Origin of the sequence: Streptomyces melanosporofaciens, from assembly GCF_900105695.1 — a bacterium.
GTDB lineage: Bacteria > Actinomycetota > Actinomycetes > Streptomycetales > Streptomycetaceae > Streptomyces > Streptomyces antimycoticus.
In genome coordinates this window covers 6,767,270-6,788,994 of record NZ_FNST01000002.1, presented here as the reverse complement: position 1 = coordinate 6,788,994, position 21,725 = coordinate 6,767,270, and the positions used below count along the sequence as shown (strand labels likewise).

Here is a 21,725-nt window from a genome sequence, read left to right as displayed (position 1 = left end):
CGTCCATCCGTGTCGTGTCCGATGGTTCGCTGGTGGCTTTCAGGTGATGGTGCGTTCAGCTTGGAGTCATCAGGAGCCAGCTCGGAACGCGTCGCGATAAACCCGGCGACGTCGACGGTCATCCCGGGATACTGGCCACCGTGGATGAGGTCAAGGTCGTCGTCTCCCATTCCGAGCGCGCGACCCTGCACGTCGGCGAGGTGTTCCTGAAGGTGGACGCCGATCAGGCGCGCATCGATGACCTGTCGCAGCGAAGGTTAAGCGGTTCTCACCGAACATTGAGCCGGCTCAGTGCGGCGCTCTCGCCGGGGCACATCCCGTACGACGACTCCACTTCGCTGAAGACCCTTCGCCCCGGATCAGCCAGGTCATCCTTGGTGATCCTCAAATTCACCGTCTTCGATGCGCTCCGCCTGTTCGAGGGAGCCGCCGATCTTCTCCACGATGACGTTCAGGGGGTAGGCCTCGTCCTCGTCCACGAGGCCCCTCCAGATGAGAGCCAAGCCAGGAAGCTGTGGGACGGGGCTGTCGCTGAGCCTCTCCTGCAGCCCGGTCGGCTGGAAGGGCCGTTGGCGAAGGCCCAGTGCCTGCCAACTGGTCCCTCGTGGCTTCGGCTCTCTGTACTGCCCGCCAAGCTGTTGCTAGTTGACCAGTGAGGCCAGAGCGGTGGCGATGGCGGCGGCCAGAGTGAGGGTCGTGGAGAAGGCGGTGGCCGCGCGGGTAAGGGCGGTGGGGTAGGTGGCATGGTCGCGACGGGCGAGATAGCCGGCCCCGGCCCCGACGAGGGCGGCAATCACGAGAGTCAGGGCGCAGGCGAGCAGGATCACGGCGTTACGTTCGGTCATGGCGTCAGTTCCCTCTCCGGTGAGACGGGCGTCGGTCTGATACCGAATCTCGCGAAGCGGGTGTTCGCCGTGGTGCGGGCGGTCGAAGATGAACAACGACGAACAGCGGCACGGGCAGGGGGCTGTGTGGATACGGACCGTTTCCGGGATCCAGCGGATGCGCTCGCGGAGCTGCGCGCCCGGCTGAAGGCTGGTCATGCCGCGTGGGGCGGGACCCAGGTGCAGCTGGCTCGTCGCGCCGGTCTGGGCCGCACAGTCGTAAATCAGGCGCTCAGTGACTCCGCGCCCGCGCCGTCGGCGCAGACCGTGGCCGGGCTGGCCCGTGCCCTCGGTCTCGGCAAGGAGGTCCGGTCTCTACTGGATCTGCTGGCCACCGCCTCCGGGCCACTCGAAAGCCCTGACGGCGTGGTGGGCCGGCCGATCGGTGACTGGGACCCCCACGATTTGGAAGTCCACCCGGCCGTGTACGCCTCCGTCGGCGAGGAACGCACCTGGGCGGGCGGCCCGCAGGGGCGGGGCCATGTGGCCTCTGTGCTGCCGGGCTATGTGTCCCGCCCGCACGATGGGGAACTGGCCGACCTCGTCGCTGCCGCCGCGGACGGGCACAGTCGGATGGCGGTGTTGGTGGGCTCGTCCTCGACGGGCAAGACCCGCGCCTGCTGGGAGGCCGTCCAGCCGCTCGCCCCTTTGGGGTGGAGGCTGTGGCACCCCTTCGACCCCACCCGCGCTGAAGCGGCGCTCGCCGACCTCGCGCGCGTCGCTCCTCGCACCGTGGTCTGGCTCAACGAGGCTCAGCATTATCTCGGCGCCGGCCAAGGACTCGGCGAACGCATCACCGCCGCTGTGCACTCCCTGCTCACCGACCTGAAACGTGCGCCCGTCCTGGTCCTGGGCACGCTGTGGCCCGAGTACGCCAACGCCTACACCCAACTCCCCAAACCCAGCCAGGAAGATCCGTACCCCCAGGTGCGGGAGCTTTTGGCCGTGCGGCGGATCACCCTGCCCGACAGCTTCGATACCGCCGCCACCAACGCCGCCAGAGCCCAGGCGGAGGCAGGTGACCGGCAGCTCGCGCACGCTCTGAAGCGCGCGCGTGACGGGCGGCTGACGCAGTACCTGGCAGGGGCTCCGGAACTGCTGCACCGCTACAAGACCGCCGCGCCGCCGGCCCGGGCCCTGCTGCACGCGGCCATGGACGCCCGCCGCCTCGGAGCCGGCCTCCACCTGCCCCAGGCCTTCCTCGAACACGCAGCGGCGGACTACTTCACCGACGACGAGTACGACACCCTCGCCGACAACTGGCTTGAACAAGCCCTCGCCAGCAGCACCGATGCCGTCCACGGCAACCTCGCCCCCCTGCGCCGCATCCGCCGCCGCACCCTCAGCGCTCCAGCAGGAGCCGCGCCGGACCAACCGGCCTACCGGCTGGCCGACTACCTCGAACAGCATGGCCGCAATCAGCGCAAGATGCTGTGCCCCCCGGCCTCCTTCTGGCAGGCCGCACACGACCGCCTCACCCACCCCGACAGCCTCGCCAAACTCGCCGAGGCCGCCGCCAACCGCCGCCGCGACCGCTGGGCTTACCACCTCTGGCAGAAGGCCGCAGATGCCGGCAGCACCAGCGCCCTGATCAGTCTCGCCCTGGTACGGGAGAAGGCTGGGGACCAGGACGGGGCCGAACAACTCGTCCGACAAGCCGCCGACGCCGGCGACGCCTCCGCCCCGAACTCTCTCGCCCGCTGGCGACAGTTAGTCGAGGACCAAGACAGGCTCGAACAGTTCGTCCGGCGACAGGACGAGGTCGAACAGCTTGCCCGGCAAGCCGCCGACACCGACGCCCCGAACGATCTCGCCGACTACGCCGACGCCCTGAACGATCTCGCCATCTACATCGAAGCCCAGAACCAACTCGACCTGATACGGGAGGAGACCAGGGCCCGGCCCGAGACCGAGCAGTTCGCCCGGCGAAACGCCGACGCCGGCTACGCCGCCTCCATGATCGATCTCGACGCGAGGCGGGAGAACGGAGACCTGTGGCCGTACGGACTGGACCCCGATGGCACACCATCCGCGCCCTGGGACCTCTTCACACAGCCACCTGCGGATATGTAGCAGCGGATCACGGCAAGTATCACAAACAAGCTATGAGCGAATCTTTCCCTTGCCGAACTCGACGCGCTCAGCTGCTCAATGTCCGGTGAGAACTTTGAGTGCGACAGAACACCATGCTTACCCGGCCCCTCGCCCGCCAGAAATAGCTCGCCGCCCGCGGTACCCACGAAAGCCGCGCCGCAGCGCAAGGGCGCACCATATGAACGCTGCCGTCAGTGCGGCTGCGGCCGAGGCACCCAGCACCGGTGGCTCCGGCCGAAAGCCCAGTGAGAGCCGGGTGCCCATGAACGTGAGTATGACTGCGAGCACATCCGGGCCGTGGAGCGGAACCCTGGCGGCGACAGCCCGCAGCGCGGCTGCCGCCGTCAGACCGGTCGCGGTCCAGGCCACCAGGTACGGCCGCACCTGCCCCGGAGCGGCGAGCGGCATCCCGTACTCATCGGAGCCGAGACGGAACGACGCGTCGGCCCAGCCCAGGCCGACCCCGAGGATGGTGACGCTCGCCGCCCACAAGGCATGGCGCCATAGTGGACCAGGCCGCAGGGACTCTTCGTCGCTGTCAGAGCTCGCGCAGTTGTCAGGGCTGGGGAGGCCGGGCGATTCAGTCACGCCCAGAAAAACGCGGCCCGGAAGCCGCAGGTTCCCACCCGAATCGCCGACCGATGTTTTCACGTCGGCCGAGAAGCACCGCCGAGCTCTCGGTGTTGAGCCCGTCGCTCGTTTCGTCACACCACCCTCCTCATTTCGTCGGTTCCCCCGAGGTCGAGGCGATGGCCCTGGCGCCGGTCCCGACCCCGGGGGTCCTGTGGCGCAAGCGCCCGTACTCGCGATCGCCGCGGCCCCGGGGACGGCGCTCGGCCGCCTCGGCGAGCCGTCGACCGCGTCGCCGGCGGCGTGGGCCACGGCGGGTGCCGCCATCCGGAAGTTGCACGACGCGCCGTTGCCACCGTGGCCCGGCCGGGGCCTTGACGAGTTGGCGGCGGATCTCGAAGGCGAGTGCGAGTGGCTCGTGACGAACGGCGTCCTGCCCGCCGACCTGGTCACCCGCAACCGCCAAGTCGCCGAGGACGCGCCCCGGCCGTGGACTCCGGCGTCCACGCACGGCTACCTGAAGATCACTCACGTGTTCATCGACGGCGACGAGACCACTGGCATCATCGACGAGTCCGAGGGGGCCGGGGTGATGCTCTGTTCGACCTCGCCACCTTGACGCTCGGGAGACCTCGGCGACGTCGTCGCCGGCTATGGCACCGACGTCGACCTCGACGTGATCCGCGCGTGGTGGTCGTTGCGAAGCCTGCTGGCGGTGCGCTGGCTGGTCGAGCACACGGCTTCGACCCGTACGCGCCGGGCTGTGGTCGACGTGTTGAGCTCCCGGCTGTGAGGCTGCGCGGGCCCGACTGCTACGAGTGCGTTCTGACGCATCGAGCAGGCCAGCACCTTGGCGCATTGCTTGCCCTTACTCACTCTGCTGCGCATGTCGCTGGGGTGTGCGGGGTGACCGTGTCGGGGGCCGGCAGCTGCGAGGTGACGTTGGGGTGTCAGATCTCCCGGTGCCCGCTCAGAACAGTGCCAGGCCCTCGCCGCTGGTGTCCGCGATGACTGGCCGGAACTGGGCAGGGAGGCCGTTGTCGGTGACGACGCCGGAGCCGTCGCGCTTGAGGACGGTCTCGCGGGTGTTGCAGGCGCCGCTGATGGTGATCCGGTGCGGGAACAGGTCCCGGCTGTAGCCGGTTCTGGAGTGCTCGGTTGCGACGGTGAGGGAGGCCAGGTAGGAGCGAGCGGTGGCAGCGCTGACCGGCGTGGGCAGTGCGGCCTGGGCAGGAGTGGTGCCGAGGAAGGCGAGAGCGGCGGTCGCGGAGGCCACAAAGCCGGCGAGGATGCTACGGCGAGCATTCTTGCGCATGGCGTATCGACTCCTGAGCCGAAGGGTGAGGTGAAGAAGCGCCCCCATCCTGGCCTGAGGGAATCTATGCGAGTAGGGCGCCGAAGGTGAAGAACTGATAACAGTCAACGGGTGCTGTGTGCCCAGTACGGGCGGCCGGCCTCCTCCAGGACCGCGACCGTGTTGGCGACCGGGGCACTGGTGGTGTCGGCAGACACGAATCTTGCGTCCGCCAGCTTGAAGGCCCTCGCGGACAGCGCCAGCAGCTCAGCCGCCGCGGCGGAGTTGCTCACGTTCTCCTCCGGGTCACCTCGGTGAGCTACTGGGCGGACGGCGTGAGGATCAGGCAGACGTCCCAACCGTGCAGCTGGGCCGCGCGCATCGCTTCCCGGAAGAGGCCCTGGCTCACCGCCCTACACCTACCGTGGGCCGCAACAGGGGGGCAGGGCCGTCGTGCATCACCCCCGTAACAGAATGATCCACTTCCTTGTGCGGCCTGCGTCCACGCCTGTGAGGTGGGCTGATGCACTTTCCGACGGCAGGCGGTCCGTTCTTCCGCCACCTGCGCGTGTGGCACGCCGTGGTGGCCTCTCTCGTCGTGGTGGCGGTGGTGGCGTTCCTCGTCCTTCGCCCGTCCGACGGCGTACGCCCGGTACCCGGCAGTCCCTGCCGACCGGTCGATTCCGCACGTGAAGACACGCCCGCGACCCCCGACCTCGACGGGGACGGCTCCGTCGATCTGGTGCACGAGATCTCCCGGTCGTTGAAGGTCGACGTGGTCGTCGTGCCCGGCTCCAAGCGCGGTCCGGACCACGACCGCACGACCGTCATCACCCAGGACGACCTCGGTGTGCCGGACGACATCCAGGTGGGTGACGACCCGCTCCAGCCCACGGTCGCCGACCTGGATGAGGACGGCCACGCCGATCTCGTCGTCAGCAGCGCCGCCCAGGTCCTGTGGGGAGGCCCCAAGGGCCCGCGGGCCGACGGGCCGCACGGGCGCGTCCCGCTGCCGGGCAGCGGCTACCACACCGCGCCGATCGCCGGCGACTTCGACGGGGACGGCCACACCGACCTCGCGGTCTTCAAGGACTCGGGCGACGAGCAGGGCGAACTGGTCGTCCTCAAAGGACCGTTCAAGCGCTCGGGTGCCCCCGCCCGGACCGTGAAGATCCCCAGTCCGGTCCACAAGGGCGCGACACCCGTGCTGGTCGCCGGGGACGCGAACGACGACCGCGCCACCGATCTCGCGCTCTACGACTCCCCGTGGGATCCGCCCCTGCTGTTCACCGGCGGCGCCCGTACCGCCGGCGGCCTGAGCAAGGAGCCCGAGCGGCTGCCGGAGGGCGAGAACGTCGTCTTCGGCGACTTCGACGGCGACGGTCAGCAGGACGTCGCCGTCGGCCGGAGCTTCGTCAACAGCTACGACGAGGACGACACGCCTCACCGGCGCGGTCAGGTCAGCGTCCGCTACGGGAAGGATCCGGACAAGTGGGTCACCATGGAAGGCGGCGACTTCAAGGAGGGATTCGGCACCAGGCTCGCCGCCGCAGACTTCAACGGCGATGGCTGCGACGACCTGGCCGTCCAGCTCACCAAGAAAAAGGAGGAGGGTGACGCGCGGATCGAGGTGCTGCGGGGCGGCTCCGAGCACGGGCTCGGATCGAAGCCCTGGCGCGCCACCAAGCGCTCCGTGCCGGGTGACGACGGCGCCGGCGACGGCCAGCTCTTCGACACCCACGACTGGGACGGCGACGGCCGCGCAGAGCTGGCACTCTTCGGCGGGGACAGATGGTGGATCACCGACGGCACGGACCGCGACGAGGCATCCTTCCCGCTCACCCCAAGCAAGAACCAAGGTTCGTAGACACCTGCTTGTTGTCCCAGGCCGTGAAACAGCTGGCTGTGGGTGCCGGCCGGGACCCGCACTCGGACGGAGGTTCAGGGGACTGGCCCTCCTGCCAGTGCCCCCGCACGCGATCACCCTGACCGCCGGACAGGACTCCGGCAGCCCTCCGTTCACCCCCGTTCTGGAGAAGATCCGGGACCGCGACCCGATCGGACGCCCACGCTCTCACCCCGACGCGGTCGCCGACGACAAGTCCTACCCCTCCCATGGCAACCGCGCCTACACCAGGACGCGGCCCACAGCCGGGGGCGCTCAGCCGACGGCGAACTGGACTCCCTCACCGCCGATCAGCCAGGTTGGGGTGCGGCCCAGGCCGCACCCCAACAACAATTCCGCAGAACGTGCGGCCATCGCACCTGCTGGCGTGGGAGCTGGCCCAGCTCCCGGCCGGCAAAAAGGTCACGCCGGTGGTCCTGCTGGACACCTTCGAGGACACCGGCGACCGCCACCGTGACGCCGAGCGGCTCCTGCAACGCCTGGTATGGCTCATGCCGAACTGCTTCTTCGTCATCAGCGGCCGCAACCGTCTTCAGTGGGCCGACGATGCCCTCCAGGGCCAACTCGACTACACCGGCCGCGCCGCCTGGCCCGGCCTGGCCCTCCACTCCGGGCGGCCGGCCCGGGCCACCGGGCAGGGCGGCGCCCGACAGCACCTGATCGGGGACTTCTCCGAGACCGACTGCGACACCTACCTCGCCCACCGCCTCACCCAGGGCAACCAGCCGCTGATCGGCCCCGACATCCGCGCGGTCATCACCCAGCGCTCGCACGGCCTGCCGCTCCACCTGGATCTGGCCGTCGCACGCTTCCTGGAGATCCGCCGCACCGGCCGCACCCCCACCCCCGCCGACTTCGACCACACCATCCCCGCCCTCATCGCCCGCACCCTCTCCGACCTCACCGCCGACGAGCGCCATGTCCTGCGCAGCGCCAGCCTGCTGGACGCTTTCGATCTGGGCCTGGCCACCCAAGCGGCGGGCCTGGCCACCCAAGCGGCGGGCCTGGCCCACCAGGCGGCGGCCCGCCGGCTCGTCGAGCGGCCGCTGATCACGGAGGATCCGCACGCTATCTGGCCCTACCACCTCCACGACGCCATCCGCACCGCGCTACGGGCTGATGACCACACCGAGGACCACTGGACCCCCGCCGACTGGCACCAAGCCGCCGAACGCGCCCTCGCCGCCCTTGGCCGGCAGTGGCAGGACACCAGCACCCTCCTCCCCAGCCGGACCCTCCTCATCGCGGGCCTGCGCCAGAGCCTGCGCCTGGCCCGCGACCACCACTTGGGCGACCTCGGCTGGCTCACTCCAACCCGAGCTCTACGCAGGAAGCGGCATCACCCGGTTGAACCCCACCTGAGACTCAGCGGGGGCACCGGCAACACCACTGGGCTCGGCTACGACGCTGGCCGCTTCCTCGATGCCTTCTTCGCCGCTGCCTTCTTCCCGCTGGCGCTCGTCTTCTTCGCCGCGGTCTTCTTCGCGGCCTTCTTCTTCGCCGCGGTCTTCTTCGCGGCCTTCTTCTTCGGCGCCGCCCGTTGCCCGCTGATCTCGTGCACGTCAGCCTCGTCGCCGGTGTCCTCGCCGCGGCTCTTCCTGGCGGCGCGCACGCTGTCCTGGAGGGCGGCCATGAGATCGACAACCTTGCCTTTGGGCTCGGCAGGAGCTTCCATCTCGGGCGGCTCGGCCCCTTCGGCCTTGGCTCGGATGATCGTTTCCAGCGCCTCGCGGTACTGGTCCTTGTACTGGGCGATGTCGACGTCGCCCATGGCCTCCATCAGCGTGACCGCTTCATCGACTTCGGCGTCGGAGATCTTGACCTGCTGCGGTGCGATCCCCTCGGTACTGCGGATCTCCGCAGGGGTTGGAGGGCTTGGTGGCGGTGATCCGGCCGAGCGCGCGGCCGCCGACGCCGAGCGCCCTTGGTCGCTTACCGGCTGAGCGCCATCGAGCGGCCCGCCGGCGGGGACTGCGGGCGCCTGTGAGCGGAGGTCTGGGAGCATGTCAAGCGCAGCCTGGCCAACCTCGCCCCGCGCATACAGCCGCGAGGCGCCTGCCTATGACGAAACCCCCTCGGCGACAGTGCGGCCGAGGGGGTTCAGGCATCGAGGATGCTCAGCCGTTACGGCTGATCAGACGGCGGTGACGTTGAGGCCTGCCTGGCCGCTCTGCAGGTTCGCCGCACCGTCCACGGTGACGCTGTGGCCGGCCAGCTCAGCGCCGCCGATGCCCTCCAGGTGGCCCGGGCCGCCCTGCAGGGTCAGACCGGCCGCGCCGCCGGCAACGCCGTCCAGGTCGGCGTCGGATATCTCGCGGGTCTCGATCTGGGCCTTGTTGTTCATAAAGTACGCTTCCTTCGTCAGTAATTTCTTGTATGGGGCGACCGGGACCACAACCGCGGTCCCGGGATCGGCGCCGGACTCCGGTACGGGCAGGGCTTTCCGCCCGTACCGGAGAAAGAGATCCACAGACATGAAGAGCCTGCGGATCCGACTCGCCGATAACCAGCCGCCACACTCCAACTGCGCCACGCGTCCCTCATACGTCACACCCGCACGAAACCGGTGACGTATGGCACGTCACTTACGGCCGTAGACGTGACAGAACTACTGACTTCGGCTCGACAGGGTCATTTTTGTCGATGCTGGGGCATGGCCGCTGAGCAGCTCAATCTGGCGACACCTCCAGGGCGTGCTCGATCATCTGCCTGTCTCGCAGCCACAGGGCTCGTAGCGCGGTCGTTGTCCGCGCCGCGTGAGTGAGGGCGGCGGCCTTCAGCGCGCGGTGCGGTCGCGTCGGGCAGTGACCAGGCCGCGCCACCGCCGGCGGGTGGAGTTGTCTCCGTCGATGCACTGTGTCTGTGGGGTGTGGTCGGCGGGGAGGGGGAGGCCGGCCATAAAGTGGGCGATGTCGATGTAGTAGGCGTAGTCGCCGCTCTGGGTGAGGTCGCGCAGTCGGGCGATCGCGGCCTGGATCGCGGTCTCGTCGCCGCGGACGGAGTGGTGGAAGCAGAATGCGAGTTCGAGGGTAATGCGAGTTCGAGGGTGACGTGGGCGGCGGTGACGCCGGCGGTGTGGATGTCGGCGCGGAAGACGCTGGCTCGGTCTTCGACCGCAGTCACGCACGACAACAGTCACCAGTCCGAGATGAGGCACCACTCGATCATGCCCATAAAACAGTCAGAGACACCATCCCAACCCGGTCAACCATCCCGGTCACAGCACTAGGGCGTGGTTCGAAAGTGCTGGTCACAGCCATTCGTTGATGGCCGCGACAAGCACGGTCGCCTCATAGCGGACGGCGAGCTTGTCGTACCTCGTCGCCACCGCGAAGAACGGCCGCATCACGGCCTGCCGATTCCCGGGGCCTCAGCAGGCCGAGTGACCTGCGACGTTAAAGGCCAAGCTCAGGAAGAGGGAGCTCAGACCTCGCAGTGCAGCTACCTGGAAGTCACGCAACTGGCTCCGGGGCTACTGGTGCCGTGGGAGAGCCTGTGCCTTCTGCGCCGAAAGAGTCTTGTAGACGGTACCGGCGAGGTCGGGCAGCGTGTCCCCTTCGCCAACGGCGCTGTTGACAGCAATGGCGATGATCATGCCAGTCTTCGGGAAGTACATGTGCAGCACCCGGTTTCCAAAAGTGGCCCCCTCATAGGCCCAGACCGTCCCGGCCACAGGATGGACGAACTTCACGACACCGAGCCCGAAACCGATGGGATCGTCGGCCGTGACGCTCTTGATGGGCTTACTCGTCTTCGCCGAGACCAGGGACTCCAGTTCGCGCTGCTGCGCTGAGGGCAGCAGTCGACCGCTGTACAGCGCCCTGTCCCAAGCCGTCATGTCTGTCAGTGAACTCACCAGGCCACCCGCCCCCTGCGCCCAGGACAGGCGGAGCCGAGGAAGTGACTTGTTGAGATGCTTCGGCAGGACGGAATGGGTGGAGTACGGCGTCGGCATGCGCGAGGCCGTGTCCGGAGGGCAGTCCGGGGGGAGGCAGGTGTCGTTCATTCCGAGAGGTTCGATGATGCGCTCGGCGAGCCGCTCATGGTAAGTATCGTGCGACGCTCGTTCGACAATCATCTGCGCGAGTAGGTAGTTCGTATTCGAGTACTCGTACTTCGCGGGACCCAGTGGCAGGCCCTCCACATAGGACATCAGGCGCTCCAGCGTGAAGCGCGTGGAGGGATTGGCGTCGAAATCCTTCAGGAACGCATTCTGCTCGGTGTAGCTGGGGATGCCGCTGGTCATCGACAGCAGTTGCTTGATGGTGACATCGCGCCACGCCGGATACTGGGGAAGCCACTTTCCCAGCTTGTCCCGTATGGACAGCTTTCCTTCGGCCTCCAGTTGAAGCAGCAGCACGGACGTGAACGCCTTGGTGTTGCTGCCTATCTGCCACAGCGCCTTGCTGTTCACCGGTCGACCACCGCCGTAGCGGGACGTCCCCGCATCGACCGAAATATCAGGTCGCTGATCGGCATAGGTCACCCGAAGGGAGACCGCTGAGAAATGATCCTTAGTGCCCTGAGCGTCCAGATATTTCTCGAGGTCACTTCGCAGTGACGCGGTGGCACTGCGAACGGATGGCTCCACCACTGCGTGCGCGACGGCCGGCCCACTTCCCGACACCATCATCCCCGAAACAATCGCCGCGGTGACCGTCGCCAGGGCCACGAGGCGCTTCCCTTGCTGACCACCCCGCCGACGAAGCCTGTACCTCACTGTCGCTATTCCTCCATCGAATCGAACAGAACTGGGAACGACGATCACGCTACGCAGTGGAGGCACGGCAGGTAATGGGGGTAACCCCCCGCTTGGTAGAGGTGCTGACCCCCTGAGTGAGGCCAAGTACAGCTTCGAAGGCAGCCATCTGCCCGTCGGAAGAGGAGAGACCACGACGGTCATTGACTCATCACTGAGGTGCGACAACTGACTCCTCAGAAGACATAGAGCCCTTTAGCTCTGGTGGATCTCGTGTTTCAGGAACCTCCCTATGCGATTGTCAAGCCGCGGACGCGGCTGGTTGTGCGGCTTAGGGCGTTTTCAGAAGTGGATCTTGATGTGTCAAGATCCACTTCGTGGGGAGGCACGATCTGATGAATGCGCAGTGGGCGAAGCTGGAGCCCCTGCTCCCTGCCGGGAAGAAGTCCGGACGACCGCCGGTACACACCAAGCGGCAGCTGACAGACGGCATACGCTGGCGCACCCGCGCCGGTGCTCCGTGGCGGGACGTGCCCGAGCGGTACGGCCCATGGGGGACGGTGTACTGGCTTTATTCACGAGTTGCGGCTCTGGCTCAACTTCTGTGACGCAGCCACGCTGAGTGAGGGGTTCAGATAGGAGATGACCCCATCCCGGTGGCGGGAACAAGCTGTCAGTTCTGCGCTGTCGGCCGCTTGTTCGAGAACTGTTTCGCCGCCTCGATCGCTTCTCTGCTGAGTTCTTCGAAGGAGACGCCCCAGCTCTTCTCCCAGCTCTCTAGGTTGTGCGCGCAGTGCACAAGCGGCTCCAGCTCTTCGGGGTAGCCGAGGTCATAGGCGATGTCTGCCCAGATGAGGTGAGTGCCGACGGCGGGATCCAGGGATCCGTCGGCGATCTGACCGGCGATCCAGTAGGCCATCGCCCATTTTGCGGCCCGGGGGTCCGATGGCGGGTGGAAGAGCAGTCCCAGTTCCTCCAGCACGCCACGAGCGCCCCGTAGCTGATCCCGGCGAACGCCAGTCGCTCGGTGCGCGCGATCTCCGCGGCCAGCGTGCGCATCGCGTACGCGCTCACCGAGGCGACGTCCGGGAGGGGCTCGTCGAAGAGCTGACCTTCCCGGCCGGGCAGGGCGGGCAGGACCACCTCGACACCGTCCGGCAGGTTTTCCCGCCAGCTCCGATAACGCCCCAGCCCGCCGCCGGCGTGCGGGAAGCACACCAGGGTCAGGGTCCGCAGGCCAGACATGTGAACACCTTCCGTCGACCGGTCGTTTCAGCGGCGCGTGGCGACGACCGCGGCCGGGCCTATCCAGCTCAGCAGTTCGTCCAGCGACTCGTAGAAGGCCTCGATCTCGGAGACCTCGTTGTATAGGTACGCAGAGACGCGGAGGATCTCCCCGCCAGCCAGGTCGGTGACCAGCGGCTGTGAGCACATGTGACCGCTGCGCACCATGAAGCCGTAAGAATCGCTCAGCATGCGGGCGACTTCTCCGGTGGGGACGCCATGCTCCAGGCGCAGGCTCACGAGCGAAATCCGGTCGGTCACATCCGGCGGCCCGACCAAACGCACCCTCGAGCGGATGAGCGCCCCGCCGACCAGGGCCGTGGCGAGTTCAGCCTGGACTTCCTCTATGCCCACACCGACCTGCGCAAACGCATCGAAGCCCTGCGCGGCCAGCAACGGACCGAGGACCGACCTCCCCCTCAGGCGCCCTCAGCCGACGATGGCACGGTCATCCATTCCCTTACCGAAACCCTTCGTCGTGAGCGCACCACTCACCGCGAGCGCGTCCCAAGAACTCGAACAGCGACTGGCCGCCGCACACGGCGAGATCCTGCGCTTGCAACGCGTGATCCAGTCACACGGCCCAGGGCTGTGACAGCACTCTCCGGGCTGCAGAACTTACGATCCAGAGCGCAGTCCCAGAGCACTGTGCTCCACCACACCCGAGGGAAGATCACTCCTTACCGAGGCCCTGGCAATCAACTCAACAAGGCCAGCGCGGAGTTCGGCGGCGGGCTCACCAAGGACGATCGCGCTGATGATCAGCTCCATCATCAGACAGTCGTACTCGTCGCCCATGCTCCGATAGCGCTCCCCATCGGCCTCGACCACAGCAGAGGCGATCCTCCTCCCACGACCAGCCGCAGGGGCAAAGGACACCTCATAGACGCCGTGACCGGTCCAACTTCGGTGCATGAAAAGGACATTGCCTTCAACGAAGACGTTCCACTTCTCATCCATGTCCCGGGCTCGATATCCGCGCTGGATCCGGTCCCAGTCCTCGTCAGTCCAGACACGATCCGGCAACTGAGACACCGGCCGGGGCGTGCTGATCGGGTGGAGGCGCCGGAACGACTGTCGGGTGAGCGGGGCATCGGCGGTCATGACGCGATCCTATGGAAGCACCACTCCAACAGGACGGCGGATTACCTCAAGAGCAGGCGACCTGGGAGAAGGGCGCCCTCAGCCGCCTTCCCGACGCGTCTGCAGCGTCCCGAACAGCAGCTTTGCAAGAATTCTTCGCCACTACCCCAGATAAGTTGAGAGGACTTCGACTTCGCCGCCCAGCCCGGCGTCGACGAGAAACTCATCCGCGACCTGGCCACCTTGCGCTTCCTCGACGACGCCTCCAACGTGCTGTTCGTCGGCCCGCCCGGGGTCGGCGAGACCATGCTCGCGGTCGCCCTGGCCCGGGCCGCGGTCGAGGCCGGACACCGCGTCTACTTCACCACCGCAGCCGAGCTGGCCGCCAAGTGTCACAAAACCGCACTCGAAGGCCGCTGGGAGACCTGCATGAACTTCTTCGCCGGACCGAAACTCCTGGTCATCGACGAACTCGGCTACCTCCCCCTGCCCGAAGACGGAGCATCCGCCCTGTTCCAGGTGATCAACCAGAGGTATCTGAAATCCTCGACGATCTTGACGACAAACGTCGGGAACGCCGACTGGGCCGGCGCCTTCGGTGACGCCACCGTCGCCGCCGCGATGCTCGGCCGGCTCCTGCACCGGGCCGCGGTCGCCGGCATCGACGGCCCCTCCTACTGGCTCCGCGGCCACCAACCAGGCCGAGACCACCCGAGCCGGGGTGAACGCCCGTGTCTCCTGACAACACCCCCGACACCACCGAGGTCACGTCCGAGATGGCCCGTTGCTGCCCGGTCTGCACGACCGTCTTCATCGTCGCCACCGCCACCAGCCGCCAGGTCTTCTGCTCACCCACCTGCAAAGAAACCAACCGCCAGAACAAACCCGTTCAGCAGACCTGCCCGACCTGCCACACCGCATTCACCACCACGGTCGGCCAACGCCGGATCTACTGCTCGGACGAGTGCCGGACCACCTCCCGCACCAGCGAGGACGCCCGGGAGAAACGAACCTGCCCCGTCTGCGAGGGCCCTTTCGATGCGCTCAAGACCGCCCGCCAGATCTACTGTTCACCGGCCTGCCGCAAAGACGCCGAACGCAGACGCGACCAAGCCCGGGACGAAGACCGGGCCCGCCGCCTCGGCGAGACACCGACACCGTCGCCACTGCCGGAGTTGCCACCGCAGCCCAAACCGGTCAGCCGAGCGTCATCACGCCAACCAACCCTGGAACGCGACACGTTGGAGCCGACCGCGACCCGGAACTGTCCGCACTGCCAGCAGCCGATCACCATCGTCGCGCTGCTTGCGACCCCGGAAGCCGCCCGCCCCTCTGTCCCCACGACCATCCCCGACATCGTTCCGCTGCGAAGGACTCCATGACCATCCACTGACCGTCACCGCTCACCGGGCCCGCCGACCTGACGGTCGGCGGGCCCACACCGTCAGACCGTCGAACGCAACCGGTCCAATTCGCTGCTGATCGCATCCCGCAGCACGTCATGCTGCGGACCGAGCCTGAACCCCTCATCACTCCACCGCTCATGCGGATACAGCCACACAGGCTTGCCCACCAGCTCGGCCGGCTCCCACTCGAACCGCGGCCAGACGTGGGCATGAAGAACGGGTCCGTGTTACCGAGGATCTCCAGGTTGACCCGGCGAAAATCGGGATCCAGCCGCCGACAGGCCCGCTCAACCGCTTCCCCGAGCTGGTTATGTCGGACAGAAACGCCAGCCGCTTGGCCTTCGGCAGGTCAGACAGTCGTTGAACACCGGGTTCGTCCACGAGGAGGACCGAGTAGCCCGGCAAGAACTGAACGTCCCCGATCACCGCGAATCCCGACTCAAGCCGCCGCAGCACGGTGGGAATCTCCCCTCGCAGAGCAGCCTCGATCCGATCCATCCGCCAGTCACCAGTCATGGCCAGAACCTACCCACAGGTGATCAAGACCCGATCCTCGCTCCCACTTTCCCCACACACATCAAGGACCAACCAAATGAGGCGAGAAGCGACCCCGGCCGTTTTCAGGAATCGCCATCAGTGCAGCAGGCCCGGAACGTAGCCGCCGACTTGGACACACGTATGGAATCCCTGCGGTTCCTGCTCCGTGACCGCGATGGCAAGTACGGCCAGTCCTTCGACGCCGTCTTCGAGGCCGACGGCATAGACGTGATCAAGAGCGCGCCACGAGCGCCGAGGATGAACGCCCACTGTGAACGGGTTATCGGCAGCATCCGGCACGAGGCCCTCGACCACATCCTGATCACGAACGAGTCACACGCCCGACATGTTCTTGCCGCCTACCAACGGCACTACAACACACACCGTCCTCATCGAAGCCGAGGCCAGCTACCTCCTGACACCCACCAACAGCCCACCATCCCGCACGACCGAGACGCACGCAGACTCCTGCGTACACGCGTCCTCGGCGGCGTCATCAACGAGTACCGCTATGCCACCTGATCAGCAGCGATGACTTTTCGAGCCCGACACGCTCAGGCGGCCGGCCCCTCGACTTCGCCCCGGGCCGTCCACGTCTTGCGGACGCGACGGTGGCCATCGACCCCCTCGATGAGCCGGATCACCACGGACGGGTGGGCGCCGTAGAGCCCGACCCACTCCGCATACCGCCCCTGGGCGATGCCGGGGACGGCCCACTCGCCCTCGACGGCTGGGCCTTCTCTGGGGGAGCGATGCGGCGTGATGGCGAATCGCGATGGCTTCGTGCAGCTCAGCGCCGGTACCGCCGACGTTACCAAGTGCAACAGGTGTGGGGCTATCGCTGGTTCGGGTGATGGCTGTGCACGCGAGAAGGCCCCGGGCGCTTCTTCGTGGCCCAGGTCGCAGGGTATGGGCCGGAGTGGCATGAGGAGGGGGCATGGCACAGGAACAGGCGGAGAGTCGGCACCCGCAGATCCACATGCATCGGCACAAGCGTGCCATCGCCGTGAAGTGGCTCGGGGAGGCGCAGTGGTCCCTCCTTCCAGCCCTCCCCGAGGGAGCCAGCACGAGCGTTCACCGTCGGGCGATGACGGCTCCGTAGTAGTTGGCGTCGACGGTGTCCCTGATGAACGTGGCTGTGGTGACGGGAAGGCCCCAGGTCCAGTAGGTCATCTGTAGTCGGTCGCCTGGTACCGGCTGTACCCGGGCCGTGAGGATGATGAAGTGGTTCGGGAATGCGCTGAGGATAAAGTCGCTCGACTTCTTCCCGCCACGGATGACGTCGGCCTGGTCGAGGATGTGGGCGTTGATGAGCAGGACTACGTCCTGATTGGCGCTGGGTGTGAGGTTGAGCAGGTGGTCGGTGCCTTTGGTGAAAAAGAAGTTTCCCTCGTCCGACACATCGCGATACAGGCTGGTTGCCCGCAGCCAGCCGGCGACCTCACCAGAAGTGGTGGCAGAGGAGACGTCTTCGTCCGGTCGTCCTTCGAAGTCGAAGAACACGTTTTCGGAGTCGCGGAGGGAGCAGAGGATCATCCAGTCGGCGGGCGGGCAGAAGCCAGGGCCGGCTGCCGCTGCGAGCGCGGTGTAGTCCTGGCCGAGCAGCGAGCCGTCGCCCGGCTCGACGACATAGTCGCCGCCGATGCTGGCCCTGCCGCTGTCGTACAGTTCAGCGGCGAACCGGACGACGGCGAGAGGGTCCCGCTGCAGCCACAGGGGGAGGAAAGCGGCTGGGCCACAGAGGTTGAGCGCGTCCTGGTCCACCTTGCTGGGGTCACGTACCAGCTCGGCCAGCCGGCGTGCCACCTGGCTCCGGTCGAGCCGCCAAGGGCTGGCGGCGGTACGGCCGCGGAACGCCTCGACGGCGGCCAGGGCTTCGGCGCGGGTTGATCCCCTTCGGGGCGGCGCCGATCGGCTGTCCCGCTCGGTAGGCGTGGATTCTGCACTGTCCCCCGGTGGATGAGCGCGGCGGTAGTCGTTGAGTGCGATTCGGCCCTGGCGGCGGCGCTCTCGGAACCTGGCCTGGACTGTGGGATGGTTGCGGGGTAGTACTACCCCGTTGACGATGATCGACCCAGGTCTCTCGACGTTGTAGAAGAATTCGTCGCTCGCGTCGTTGAGTGTCACAGCCGGGTTGGTAAGGATGCGCCGCACGCCGGGAAGGCCCCTCAGCTCAGCGTCGAGGTAGTCGACCTGGGCCTCCAGATCGAACAGGATCCGGGCTCCGGGTGGCCTGCCGGCAAACGCGTGGAGGAACAGGCCAGCCCGCCGCGGGGCAGTGGTCCACTGGGCCAACCCGATCCCAGCGGCCGCGGGACCCTGCTGGGTCGTGATATTGCGGTTCATGACGTCGGTCGCGGAGAAGTCGGTCCATGCGCCCGCGAAGTTGCGGGCTCGCATCGGGCTGGCAGGGCGGCTGCTCTCGATCCGGTTGGGCAGCACCGCGGACTCGGCATGGAGGTTCCCGACGATACCGGCAGCGCCATTGACCGGGAAGCCGCGGTTGATGAGCTGCTCCATTACGAACACGCGCCGTCGTGCTGCAGGCACGCTCACCCAGTTCACGATCGGCCCGTGGGCTTGGACGTGGCGGGCGAGCTCGACGACTCGGGGGTCCGCGCCGGTCACGTCACGGTCGACACACAACAGCGGGTCGTCGGTGGGCTGGCCGGGTGTGCCGATTCGACGGCTGCAGAAAAGCGATCCGGCGATCAACAAGGCGTTACGGTCTGGATCGCCGGTGAGCTGGTCGCCGAGTCCGATCCGGCCCGCGCTCTGCCATGTCTCGACGAGAGCCCAGTCATCCGTGGACAGTGGCGCTGTGAGCGGATCGCCCGCTTGCTCGGTCGTGGGCGGCTCGAGGCCCGACTGGGCCCTTGGCCGGAGAAGAAGCTGGCCGGGGGGCAGGCGGCCTGCAGTATCAAGCACGCGACGCCACACCGGGTCCGTGCGCCCGTGGCAACGCGGGCCGTCTGTGACTGCTGCGTAGTAGCCGGAACCCCCACGTTCGGCCCGGACCGGTCCGAGGCCGGTGTGCGGTGTCAGGTGCCCGTCGGAGAGGATGGCCACATGTCCCCGGCCGGGTTCTCCCAGGGCGACGCGAACGAGCACGTCACCTCCTTGAGGCGGTTCGCTGGGCCGCTCGCCGGGCCGGGCGAGCGGGACGAACATCGCGTCGAGCCGTGCCGGCGGTGAACCCTGGCTGTAGGTCAGCTCGCGATAAAGACGATCGGGATCGAACTCTTGCACGTCCGTCGGGTCGGTCGCGCGTGCCATGCTCGGCTCCTTCGGGTCTCGGCGAGGCCACATGGTTTCCCTCACGCCGACGCGGCAGGCGCCAGGTCGGATCTGGGTGAGGACGTCATCGGTCAACCGGGCGAGGTCGAGGTAGCCATGTCCTAGGCGGGCCGGGATCTCGTCGGGTGCGGTAGGTCGTCGGGTGTTGCGCAGAATCAGGTCCCGCAGCTCGTCGGCGTCGAGTCGACGGCCGAAGGCACCCAGGCACAACGCGACTGCGGAGGTCACAGCCGGGGCCGCCATGCTGGTCCCAGATCGCCGGACTAGCTCACCGGGGCTTCGCATGCTGCCGCGCGGTGCCGACCGGGCGGCCAAGACGTCAACGCCCGGGGCGAGGAGGTCCGGTTTGAGCCTGCCGTCCCGGGTCGGCCCCCAGCTGCTGAAGTCAGCGACCGGCCGGCCGGGGGTGTGGGCGTCGTACGCGCCGACGATCAGTTGGGGACCGTGGCTGTTTGCGAGGGTCCCCAGCGTGCAGAAGGGGTCGACATCGGAGTCGACGAAACGTGCCTGGCATGGCTTGCACGCCTCGTCTCGTTCGATCCAGGCGTCGAAGCGGCCGTTACGGATTCGAACCGGGTGCAGCGTGAGCCGCCAGTGGCCCGCCGGGGCCGATGGGTCGAGGAACAGGTCGACCATATGCTCACCGTTGTTGCGGTCTCGCAGGTGGTAAATCCGGCCGACCACTCGACCCTGCTCGTGGACCTCCGCGCGGCTGCCTAGAGGTACCAGGGGTGTGCGGTGCCCACTCGGTGTCTCCAGACCCAGGAACAGCTCGTCCTCGCCGCTATACCAAAGCTCGATCTCATTGGGCGTCAGGTCGGCCGGATCGGTAGTGAACGTCAGGGTTCGTGCAAGGCCGGGCGTCACGTTCCCAGAGGAATGAGTTCGTGACGATGCGTAATTCCCGGCCGAGAAAACCACGAAACGGCCGGGGGTCGCTTGAAGCCACTGACTGACCGCCAACTCCACCAAAGTACTGCCATCGTGGGGGCCTCCGTGTCGGCCTTGGCTGATGTTGATCACGCACGGACGCTGGCCCGCTGTCCGGGATACCCAGTCGATCGCTTCGAGAAGCCGACAGCTGTCACCCAATGAGGTCAGGTCATCACCGGCCAGCGCGTTCCCCCGTCGGTTGGCCAGGTGCGCGAACACCAGGTCGGCGCCCGCTGCGCCAATGCCTGAAATGTCCATGACATGAGTCCCGTGGGCGCCCATACCATCCCGGTCGGCGTCCGCGGGATGGTAGCCCAGCACCTCGTACGGGCGTCCGCTGCGCAACGCGCGGTTGATGTCGGCTCGACCGAAGCGGATTCCATAGCCATACGGCGCGAGCTCAAGCCCCGCCTCCCGGTCGCGCTGGTCCCACAGCGCCAGCAGGCGGCTTGAACCGTCGGGCCATTTGAAGGAAGGATGGTCCACATCGCAACCGGTGTCGATCACGCCGACCACTACGCCCTGCCCGGTCAGGCGCCTGTTAGCGGGTCCACAGCGGTCCGTCCGGGTGGGGGTGAGCCCGACGATGGGCTTCCCATGGCACAGCGGAGCACGCTCGGGCCCGACCAGCCGGGAGGCCTTCAGGCTGAGCACTCGCGGGTCGTTGTACACCTGTGGAATCCGTTCGACCGCGATACGGCAGGTCGCAATCTGCCCGAACCGAGCGACCAACCGAAGGCCCGGAATCTCAGCGTTGGGCCGGTCCAGACGCACGATGGCCTCGACCGCGGCCCCCCGGTTACCAATCCGGGCCAGCTCTTCCCACAGCGCCGGATCCATCGTTACCCAATCCCATGCCAGGACACTTGCTGAGGTACTTTCTGACGGCGTCAGAAGCTTTCGGAAGGGATTATGGGGCGACGTTGATCCATACAGATTTCTCGATTCCGTCGAGTTTCACCGTGATCAGACTCGGCGTTTCACTGGTGATTCCACCGGCGGCTGTGAGCGTGCCGTCCGCTGCGACATTGAGTACGTTCTTGTCGCTTGGCTCAAACGTTGGCGTCCGACTCGGGTCAGGCTTGCCGTCAACAGTGGCGAAGGCGACAATTTTGCTAGTTTTGCCCGACTTGACCGTGGTCGGAGCGCCGAGCTTGATCTCCAATTTCGGCTTGCCGAAACGCTCGCCGGCGAGGGCGATCCCGAACACGAGCGCCGCACCAGATACCCGGGGGTCTGCAAGCAGGCCCGCCACCCCGGACCCGCGGCGGCGTGGGGCCAGCATAAGCAGCGGCGCATAGGCCAGACCCGCCCGCGCCAGCGGCTTCTTGAGCATCGGGAACCGGTCCTGAAATGAATACTGGACCTGATTGGCGACGACGCCAGCTACGGTCGCCATCTCCGATCGTGCGATGCGTCGATCCTGCGCGGCCAATCTGGCGCGGAGCACGTCATTCTCGACCTTGCTTTCCAGGTCCACCCGACGCGCGGCAGCAAGCGCCGTCTGCGCCATGGGCGGACGACGGACCGGCCGTTGTTGCCGGCGCCGCGCGATCGCTTGCTCGATGCGTCGCTGCCGTTCGACCGCAGCCCGGCGTCGGAGACGTTGTGCGGCCGAGGCTTCCGCATCGTCGTATTCGATGTCGAATGCGGCCTCACCGTCTAGATATTCCTCGTCGAACTCAGCTTCGCCGATGTCGTAGGACTCCCGCTCCGGGTCGTCGAGCGCCATGTCACT

The 21,725-nt window shown here is 67.2% G+C and carries 16 protein-coding genes and 6 pseudogenes; 9 read left to right on the top strand and 13 right to left on the bottom strand.

Annotated features, from left to right (window positions below):
- Window positions 1-140: 140 nt before the first annotated feature.
- A pseudogene (locus BLV72_RS46770) lies at window positions 141-239 on the top strand (aminoglycoside phosphotransferase family protein); the annotation flags it as partial.
- Between the two features lie 402 nt (window positions 240-641).
- On the opposite strand, the gene BLV72_RS32270 reads toward BLV72_RS46770, so the two are convergent.
- Window positions 642-845, bottom strand: coding sequence for a hypothetical protein (locus BLV72_RS32270; protein WP_093470676.1), 204 nt, complete (start codon window positions 843-845; stop codon window positions 642-644).
- 60 nt (window positions 846-905) lie between these two features.
- On the opposite strand from BLV72_RS32270, the gene BLV72_RS32265 reads away from it, so the two are divergent.
- On the top strand, window positions 906-2,957 hold the full coding sequence (locus BLV72_RS32265; protein WP_143059820.1) for a helix-turn-helix domain-containing protein: 2,052 nt from the start codon (window positions 906-908) through the stop codon (window positions 2,955-2,957).
- 758 nt (window positions 2,958-3,715) lie between these two features.
- Window positions 3,716-4,341: pseudogene (locus BLV72_RS32255) on the top strand (phosphotransferase); the annotation flags it as partial.
- Between the two features lie 231 nt (window positions 4,342-4,572).
- Here BLV72_RS32255 and BLV72_RS32250 read toward each other — a convergent pair.
- Together BLV72_RS32250 and BLV72_RS48175 are read right to left on the bottom strand one after the other, a co-directional pair.
- Window positions 4,573-4,863, bottom strand: a pseudogene (locus BLV72_RS32250) (hypothetical protein); the annotation flags it as partial.
- A 104-nt stretch (window positions 4,864-4,967) separates the two neighbouring features.
- Window positions 4,968-5,135 carry a hypothetical protein gene (locus BLV72_RS48175; RefSeq protein ID WP_167746274.1) on the bottom strand — a complete coding sequence of 56 codons (168 nt, stop codon included), beginning with the start codon at window positions 5,133-5,135 and terminating at the stop codon, window positions 4,968-4,970.
- Window positions 5,136-5,365: 230 nt separating this feature from the next.
- Here BLV72_RS48175 and BLV72_RS32245 point away from each other — a divergent pair, with 230 nt between their 5' ends.
- Together BLV72_RS32245 and BLV72_RS48900 are read left to right on the top strand one after the other, a co-directional pair.
- The gene (locus BLV72_RS32245) at window positions 5,366-6,709 is read left to right on the top strand and encodes an FG-GAP and VCBS repeat-containing protein (RefSeq protein WP_093466723.1); all 1,344 of its coding nucleotides are present in this window, start codon (window positions 5,366-5,368) and stop codon (window positions 6,707-6,709) included.
- A 383-nt stretch (window positions 6,710-7,092) separates the two neighbouring features.
- A complete protein-coding gene (locus BLV72_RS48900; RefSeq protein WP_208905797.1) occupies window positions 7,093-8,691 on the top strand; it encodes a hypothetical protein in 1,599 nt (532 codons plus the stop codon).
- Window positions 8,692-8,882: 191 nt separating this feature from the next.
- Here BLV72_RS48900 and BLV72_RS32235 read toward each other — a convergent pair whose 3' ends face one another.
- Complete coding sequence (locus BLV72_RS32235; RefSeq protein WP_093466721.1) at window positions 8,883-9,092, bottom strand: hypothetical protein; 210 nt, start codon at window positions 9,090-9,092, stop codon at window positions 8,883-8,885.
- Window positions 9,093-10,220: 1,128 nt separating this feature from the next.
- Complete coding sequence (locus BLV72_RS32230) at window positions 10,221-11,420, bottom strand: serine hydrolase domain-containing protein (RefSeq protein WP_244321118.1); 1,200 nt, start codon at window positions 11,418-11,420, stop codon at window positions 10,221-10,223.
- 422 nt (window positions 11,421-11,842) lie between these two features.
- Here BLV72_RS32230 and BLV72_RS32225 point away from each other — a divergent pair, with 422 nt between their 5' ends.
- Entirely contained in the window at window positions 11,843-12,055 is a 213-nt protein-coding gene (locus tag BLV72_RS32225) for a transposase (RefSeq protein WP_244321117.1), read from the top strand.
- A gap of 65 nt (window positions 12,056-12,120) precedes the next feature.
- On the opposite strand, the gene BLV72_RS32220 is transcribed toward BLV72_RS32225, so the two are convergent.
- From BLV72_RS32220 to BLV72_RS32205, 4 genes and pseudogenes are all read right to left on the bottom strand, one after another.
- Window positions 12,121-12,429: a hypothetical protein gene (locus BLV72_RS32220; RefSeq protein WP_244321528.1), complete on the bottom strand. Its 309-nt coding sequence runs from the start codon at window positions 12,427-12,429 to the stop codon at window positions 12,121-12,123.
- 59 nt (window positions 12,430-12,488) lie between these two features.
- A pseudogene (locus BLV72_RS32215) lies at window positions 12,489-12,692 on the bottom strand (thioesterase domain-containing protein); the annotation flags it as partial.
- Between the two features lie 27 nt (window positions 12,693-12,719).
- The gene (locus BLV72_RS32210) at window positions 12,720-13,127 is read right to left on the bottom strand and encodes an aminotransferase class V-fold PLP-dependent enzyme (protein WP_208905795.1); all 408 of its coding nucleotides are present in this window, start codon (window positions 13,125-13,127) and stop codon (window positions 12,720-12,722) included.
- Window positions 13,128-13,349: 222 nt separating this feature from the next.
- A complete protein-coding gene (locus tag BLV72_RS32205) occupies window positions 13,350-13,835 on the bottom strand; it encodes a hypothetical protein (protein ID WP_244321116.1) in 486 nt (161 codons plus the stop codon).
- Between the two features lie 204 nt (window positions 13,836-14,039).
- Here BLV72_RS32205 and BLV72_RS52150 point away from each other — a divergent pair.
- Both BLV72_RS52150 and BLV72_RS50310 read left to right on the top strand, forming a co-directional pair.
- Window positions 14,040-14,441 (top strand): annotated as a pseudogene (locus tag BLV72_RS52150) (ATP-binding protein); the annotation flags it as partial.
- Window positions 14,442-14,545: 104 nt separating this feature from the next.
- Entirely contained in the window at window positions 14,546-15,196 is a 651-nt protein-coding gene (locus BLV72_RS50310) for a hypothetical protein (protein WP_244321114.1), read from the top strand.
- A 62-nt stretch (window positions 15,197-15,258) separates the two neighbouring features.
- On the opposite strand, the pseudogene BLV72_RS50305 reads toward BLV72_RS50310, so the two are convergent.
- Window positions 15,259-15,736 (bottom strand): annotated as a pseudogene (locus tag BLV72_RS50305) (HIT family protein).
- A gap of 120 nt (window positions 15,737-15,856) precedes the next feature.
- Here BLV72_RS50305 and BLV72_RS32185 point away from each other — a divergent pair.
- Window positions 15,857-16,279 carry an integrase core domain-containing protein gene (locus BLV72_RS32185; protein WP_093466715.1) on the top strand — a complete coding sequence of 141 codons (423 nt, stop codon included), beginning with the start codon at window positions 15,857-15,859 and terminating at the stop codon, window positions 16,277-16,279.
- Window positions 16,280-16,311: 32 nt separating this feature from the next.
- On the opposite strand, the gene BLV72_RS32180 is transcribed toward BLV72_RS32185, so the two are convergent.
- The 3 genes from BLV72_RS32180 to BLV72_RS32170 all read right to left on the bottom strand — a co-directional run bounded on the left by BLV72_RS32180 (window position 16,312) and on the right by BLV72_RS32170 (window position 21,719).
- Complete coding sequence (locus BLV72_RS32180) at window positions 16,312-16,581, bottom strand: hypothetical protein (protein ID WP_244321113.1); 270 nt, start codon at window positions 16,579-16,581, stop codon at window positions 16,312-16,314.
- A gap of 250 nt (window positions 16,582-16,831) precedes the next feature.
- Window positions 16,832-20,827 carry a phage tail tip lysozyme gene (locus BLV72_RS51160; RefSeq protein WP_093466713.1) on the bottom strand — a complete coding sequence of 1,332 codons (3,996 nt, stop codon included), beginning with the start codon at window positions 20,825-20,827 and terminating at the stop codon, window positions 16,832-16,834.
- Between the two features lie 70 nt (window positions 20,828-20,897).
- Window positions 20,898-21,719: a hypothetical protein gene (locus tag BLV72_RS32170; RefSeq protein ID WP_093466711.1), complete on the bottom strand. Its 822-nt coding sequence runs from the start codon at window positions 21,717-21,719 to the stop codon at window positions 20,898-20,900.
- Between the last annotated feature and the right edge of the window lie 6 nt (window positions 21,720-21,725).

Excerpts from the sequence above, each read along its gene's own strand:
- BLV72_RS32170 (WP_093466711.1), bottom strand. The coding sequence starts at position 21,719 with ATGGCGCTCGACGACCCGGAGCGGGAGTCCTACGACATCGGCGAAGCT.
- BLV72_RS51160 (WP_093466713.1), bottom strand. The coding sequence starts at position 20,827 with ATGGATCCGGCGCTGTGGGAAGAGCTGGCCCGGATTGGTAACCGGGGG.
- BLV72_RS32205 (WP_244321116.1), bottom strand. The coding sequence starts at position 13,835 with ATGACCGCCGATGCCCCGCTCACCCGACAGTCGTTCCGGCGCCTCCAC.
- BLV72_RS32245 (WP_093466723.1), top strand. The coding sequence starts at position 5,366 with ATGCACTTTCCGACGGCAGGCGGTCCGTTCTTCCGCCACCTGCGCGTG.
- BLV72_RS32270 (WP_093470676.1), bottom strand. The coding sequence starts at position 845 with ATGACCGAACGTAACGCCGTGATCCTGCTCGCCTGCGCCCTGACTCTC.
- BLV72_RS32225 (WP_244321117.1), top strand. The coding sequence starts at position 11,843 with ATGAATGCGCAGTGGGCGAAGCTGGAGCCCCTGCTCCCTGCCGGGAAG.
- BLV72_RS32235 (WP_093466721.1), bottom strand. The coding sequence starts at position 9,092 with ATGAACAACAAGGCCCAGATCGAGACCCGCGAGATATCCGACGCCGAC.